Source organism: Parabacteroides sp. CH2-D42-20, assembly GCF_003670185.1.
Lineage (GTDB): Bacteria > Bacteroidota > Bacteroidia > Bacteroidales > Tannerellaceae > Parabacteroides > Parabacteroides distasonis.
Genome location: NZ_RAYG01000062.1, coordinates 1 through 6,029, shown reverse-complemented (window position 1 = coordinate 6,029; position 6,029 = coordinate 1). Strand labels below are relative to the sequence as shown.

The 6,029-nt window shown below is 40.9% G+C and carries 5 protein-coding genes; all 5 read right to left on the bottom strand.

The genetic code is table 11. The features are described 5' to 3' along the window. Positions 1–249: 249 nt before the first annotated feature. Positions 250–1,284, bottom strand: a complete 1,035-nt coding sequence (locus D7V92_RS21520) for a hypothetical protein (protein WP_121773760.1) — start codon at positions 1,282–1,284, stop codon at positions 250–252. A 2-nt stretch (positions 1,285–1,286) separates the two neighbouring features. Beyond that, the gene (locus tag D7V92_RS21515; RefSeq protein ID WP_121773759.1) at positions 1,287–1,697 is read right to left on the bottom strand and encodes a TerB family tellurite resistance protein; all 411 of its coding nucleotides are present in this window, start codon (positions 1,695–1,697) and stop codon (positions 1,287–1,289) included. Between the two features lie 247 nt (positions 1,698–1,944). After that, positions 1,945–3,636, bottom strand: coding sequence for a hypothetical protein (locus D7V92_RS21505; RefSeq protein ID WP_121773757.1), 1,692 nt, complete (start codon positions 3,634–3,636; stop codon positions 1,945–1,947). Between the two features lie 299 nt (positions 3,637–3,935). Beyond that, positions 3,936–5,243: a MobV family relaxase gene (gene mobV, locus D7V92_RS21500; RefSeq protein WP_121773761.1), complete on the bottom strand. Its 1,308-nt coding sequence runs from the start codon at positions 5,241–5,243 to the stop codon at positions 3,936–3,938. 267 nt (positions 5,244–5,510) lie between these two features. Next, the coding region (locus D7V92_RS21495) for a toprim domain-containing protein (RefSeq protein WP_147441538.1) at positions 5,511–6,029 on the bottom strand (519 nt) is incomplete at its 5' end.

Sequence of the window (6,029 nt, the reverse complement as noted above, 5' to 3'; positions counted from 1 at the left end):
GTAATTCTGGAAAACTTTCGTTAGTGACTTATACAAAGGACTTTGGGAGAATTACCCGATTTTGAGGTAATGACTTGGCAACTGTGCCATATACTGCGTTCTGCCTTGATTTGCTATTCAAGTAACTCGTTTGGGTACAAATATATGAAAAATATTAGAAGCTATAACACAAAATAAGAAAAAGCTAATACCCTTTTTGCAAAAGAGAACCATACCTATTTTTCTTTATGGTTCTCTTTTGCTATTTAATCAAGCTGCACTCATTTGTTCCATTACATCATTTGCGTCTTTTTCAGCTTTGCTTATTTCTGTTTTATTGATGATATTTTGGTCTGAACTGTTGGATTTTCGTACTAATTTCACTTTACACATATTGTACAACACCCCTACAATCAGAACCATATTCTCTATAATAAGCTGTTCTTCCATTGATAGATTATGCCAATTTACACGTTTTTCACTATACGACTCAATAATATTCCGCATCTTAGTAAGTTGTTTCAAATACAATGAGCGCATACGCAATAATGTAGCATTGTATCTTTCAGCAGTTCTTTGCAAATCATAAAGATAGTTGCATATATCATTGATTTTTCGTTCATTAGAAATCATTTGTTCCCATGCTTCATCCGCTTTACTTGAAAGTTTAGAACCTGTACAGCTAAATATGACACCTCCAACTAATAAACCTACACCTAATGTTGCAGCACCTAAAATCGTAGTACCTAAAGCTATCCCACCACCTCCTGCAGCAAGTGAACCGCCACCAAGAGCAGCAAGAGTTGCATTAGTTGCAGCAGCTCCACTTAAAGCAGAAATTGCAGTTCCTGTTGAAGCCGTACCAAGAGCCATGACAGCAGCCGTTGTTGCACCTGATGCAGCAAATCCTCCAGCTGTACCTAAAGCAGCTCCACTTAAACCTCCAACAAGAACACTTGCTCCGACAGATGCTTTCTTGATTTCTTCACCTTCAAATTTTGGTATTGATACATTTCCAATTTTTACGTCTGCAAACTCAGGACGATTCTTAATCCGCTCAAACAAATCGGAGAATTGTTGAAATTCGGAAAGGACTTTCATTTCATTCTCCCCCAAAACGTCCATAGTCCTACAAGCACTTTGATTCATCCTTTCAAGACGAGCATTGTTTGAATTATTCCGTTTTTGAGCCTCTTTTAACTTATCATTGGCTTGTTTCATCTTGACACCGCCATGAATTCCTAAGCCGACACCTGTTGTTCCTGCAACAGCGGCAGCTATTCCTAAAATCAGTGGTAATGGCATAGTTATTCTCCTTTCTCTACTAAATTGACTAATGATATATAAGCAGCTACATAAGCATCTTCCAAATTGATAGCTTGCTCTATAAAAGCCCTATCAAATTCAAAAGCATCTGCCAGCTGTTGTACTAATGCCTTTTCTTCAGTGGCATAATTTCCATCAGCAAACGCCAATGCCAGTAACTCAAAAAAGATAATTCGTTTTGTTTGAGGTGTCGAAGTCATAGCAAATTCCTTAATGATACTATCAGCATCACATTGTTCATCTAAGTTGCAAACAGGAATCAGCATTTCATTAGCATAAGCAGACAAAATCTGCTTTTCAGATTCTTCAACAACGCCATCTGCCTTTATTACCGCAACGGCAAGTTTCATGAAATTATCCTTTTCTGTAGGATTCAGTGAATTTAAAAACATAGCTCTTTATTTTTTAGTTTGTTACATATTTCATAGTTGAGTTTATAAAACTCATCACGGGTATATTTCTCTTTGAAAAATTGTTCGTAGCAATCGTCTATCCGACAAAACAAAGGCCTATCTTCATAAATACTGCACAGATTTCCTTTTAAGTATTTGCAAATGCCATCGCCTCTATCTAACTCAGCATAAATTGATATACCTTTGAGATGCCTGCAACATTCTCCGCACTTATCACATTTAAACATCAGCAGAATTTTAATTTGCTATTAGGGTCTTCCATAAAAGAATCCATGTCTTTATGGTTGCCAATCGGTGAACTAATCTCTAATCGTTTACATACAGTTCGCAAGGCGAAATTCAGTTCTTGCTCATTGGCCGCATCCTCTAAAATAGATATAGCCTCACTATAAGACTGTGCTTCCTTTTGGAATGCAGCCAAGTCTATATTCATCAGTTTGGCGCAATATTCTTCCAACAACCGTGCTTGTGTTCGATAATATACTACGATATCATCAACAGTCGGAATTGAATTAAGCACTTGTATAATTTTATTAACGGTGGAATTTCTGTCTAAAAGATATAATAACGAGCAACTCAATATGCCCGTAACGAGTGTGCCACAGAATGTTTGTACAATATCTCCAACAACAGGAATTGCTGCAACGCCTGTTTGGGCAATCAAATCGCCAACCATTGTTCCTGCAACGACGCTGGCTCCGGTGGCTATAATTTTTGCAGCCGCTCGAAACCTCTCTCCAAAAGGAAGAAAGTTGGGGTTAAATAATAGTATTTTTGTCGCTTCAACCAAGGAGGCCCACGATTGACGGATAATCCTCACCACATTCTTAGCTGTAGTAAAGAATATGTTACAGAGCGTTGTAGTCAAAGAAGCCAATACACCTCCTACTGCACCTTCTATGAATTTATGCCATACTTCTTTGTATTTGAGTTTGGCATTTTCCAAACCTTTTTTTACTCCAACTGCTATACTGTTGAACAATGCTTTACCATCCTCTTTTCCTTGCTTTATTTCATCTCGAACGGCAAACCATATTTCACTAAAAACTAAACCAAGTGCTTGACGCAATCCCATTGCTACACCTACTTTACCCGCGGCTTTTGCTGTGTCCTTGAAAAAGGCAGGACTTGTATAGTAAGCTCGGTTTATTTTTTCATTATAGGCTTTACGAGACTTTCGATATTGTTCTAACATTCTTTCTTTTGTAGCTTCCGGATTATCAATATTTACTTCTGGATGCTTTTCAAGATAATTATCAAAACCTCCTTCACGAATATACGCCTCCATATCAACTTCTGATAAAGGAGCATCACAACCATGCTCCTTTTTCCACTTTTCATTCTTTTGCTTTGCCCAACTTCCCATTGAAGCATTAAGACTTTTATTTGTCCAAGCCAAATTTTCATCAGAATTTGCAAGGTCAATACCGCTTAATCCAGAAAGAACACGTCCTCTATCTTCATGAATACCTTTGCATTCAACCACATGGTCTAATTCAACTCGTAAATCCTTAGAAACAGCGGATGCTTTTGTATACCTTAAATCTTTATCCGTATAAACGTCTTTTATTAAAGTCCCATGCTCATTATATTCTTGACGAGCCTTACTCTTTTTTGTTGTAAAAATGGGATTAGTATCATGATAATCAAGCTTCATCTCATCGTACTTTCCACGATTATTATAAGCTTCTTTATTCTTTTTATTCTTATATTTCATTTGTTCGTCCTTAGCAACTTGTCGCACGTTATGAATTGTATCAACATCACCCCCATATTGGTCACATACAAAAAAATCAAGCCCAAATGATGTAATAAGGCTCTGTATTACCACACGCTCATACTGCTCAAATATGCTATTATACACATTAGTTTCAGTATTATAGTTTCTGTCTATTTGCTTCACAAAGTTTTCTGCCATAATTCTTTAAGGTCTTAATAAAAAGAGGAAGCGTGGAACTGTATGCCACACTTCTTTATGTACAGGCCCTGAGAAAACCTTTGGAAACAGATGTGGGAATAACAGCCCCACGCATATGCGTGGAGACCATTATATCATCTCTTGTTTCCTTTGTTTGAAGGTTCTCAGGCTTCGTACATGCAAGAAGAAGACATAACGCCTCTTATTTTTCAATATGTTATGGATAGAGTTTGCTCAATCCAAATACAAAAGTATGAAAAATCCGTGATATACTTTAAATCATCACGGATTTTTTTGATTTACAGTTTCATACTTCTATTCTGTTTCGGTTTTGGTATTCCAATAACTTCTCTAAACTCATTCATCTTTTTTCTGAACCAGCTCACGTGTGAAACCCCGTCTATCTTGAAATCGAATTTACCGCTTTCATCCTGTTTGATGGAGCAGACGGAATGTCGGGTATCAAAACTTCGGTTAAACTCGGAAGAATAGAGTTCACCTTTTATTCCGACCTCCTTGAACTCGCACAGTCTTCTGATTATTCCGTCATTGAAGCCCAAACGTTCACGTAGGAAGTTTACCACGGGCATCAGCTTCTCCACATACGGAAAGTAGCGTCTGACAAAATCCGTAAACTCCGACAGCTTGCGGTGCTGTTGCTCGTAAGCATTTCTTATTTCCTGTATCTGTTCGGCTTGTTGCCGTTCCCGTTGTCGGGCTTCGTCTTCAAGTTCAAGGATGCGGTCTTGCAAGTCCTCGTTCCTGCGTTCCAACGATTTCATCTTTCCACTTCCGAAAAGAGAACCCACACTGCTCGCAAGGGCGGTTGCAGTATCGGTGGCTGCGCATTTAAGCTTGTCGGTACGGATTTCCGCTTTTACCTGTTTCAGTTCCTCCTGCGCTTCGGTCTTCTTCTCCTGCAGCAGTCTGGTTTCGGTTTCAAGGGTTTCATTTTTCTTTTTCAAGTCCCGATAATATTGCATGGTGGTAGTGTGCCGTGCTTCCGAGCCCCGTACCCCACGTTGCAATCCGTATTTCGCCATCACCCTTGCGTAATTGTCGTGGTAGGCAATCAAGGTCTGGCGGTTGAACAGGTCATCGGCACACAAACGGACGGAATTTGTTTTCTTGCAGTACTTGCGCTTACCGTCCGTCTGTTCTTTCTTGGCTTTGCGCCTTTCACCCGTCACGATAGGAACAACGGCTGCGTGGATGTGCGGAGTCTTCTCGTCCATGTGCAGATGTGCGGCAACCACATTGTCTTTGCCGAATGTGGCTTGCAGCCATTGGATGCTGTCGTTGCACCATTCATCGAGTTCTCCTTTTTCCTGTATGTTCATCATGTCCTCGTGCGTACCCGACAGGACTACCCGAACAACACGGACTTGGTCGTGTGTGATTTTCCGTCTGATGCCTGCTGTGTTCAGCCTGTGAGTAATCGCTTCATCCCTGCCGTGAACGCCATCGGGGTACTTGACAAGCACCCTGTTCAGATGTGTTCTTGTCGGGTCTGCGTTTTTAGGTATTATCTTTCTCTCTATATGGTCGGACTGCGTGGTGTCCGATGTACCCTTTGCCTTCTTAATGTCTAATGAAAAATATCCCATATCATTACTGTTTTTTGCGGTTATCGTTATGTTTTTTCTCTCTGCCTGTGGCATCGGCTCACAGGGTTTATTATGCAAATGAACCCTTACTGCACTCGGCATAATCCAAACGAGTTTGGCTTCTGCTCTCGCTTGCACAGGGTTTCCAAAGGGATTTCCCTTTGGCTCGATAGGGTGTTTTTAGCGTTACGGAGTAATGCGTGAAGAAAACGCCCTATTGAGCTATGGTATTTCTGTCTAAATACCTTGGGAGAGCGGACGTGCATATTACAGATGAAATCCCCCTTTCTTTTTCGGTGGCTGCATCATCCGCCTTGCGGATTGGACTTGCTTCTTCTCCTTTATCGGCTCTGCCGATTGGGACAAGGGCTTACCGCACAGGTAGTCGTTCAAGTCCTTATAATCACGATAGTACATTGACTTGTCAAGCATCCGTTCCCCGAACTTCTCTTTCAGCTTCTTGCAGGTGCTCCGTCCAGCCGTGTCGTTGTCAAGGAAACAGCCGATTTGGGTGTAGGTTTCCAATAAGCTTTCCGCTTTCGCAAGATTGGAAACGGAGTTCAGTATGACATAGTCCTGCGTGTCCAATCGTGGGTATTGCGGATTGTTCCCCACTCGGATGGTAAGGAATGAAAGGTAATCCATGAACCCCTCGAACAGGTAGCACATACATCGTTGTCCGTCCTGCTGTCGGATATGGGTGATGTCTTTCGGGGCGACACATCCCTTGAAGTATCTGTTGCGCACTTCATATCCTCCTGCCATGTTCGGAAAGCCGATGGCAAA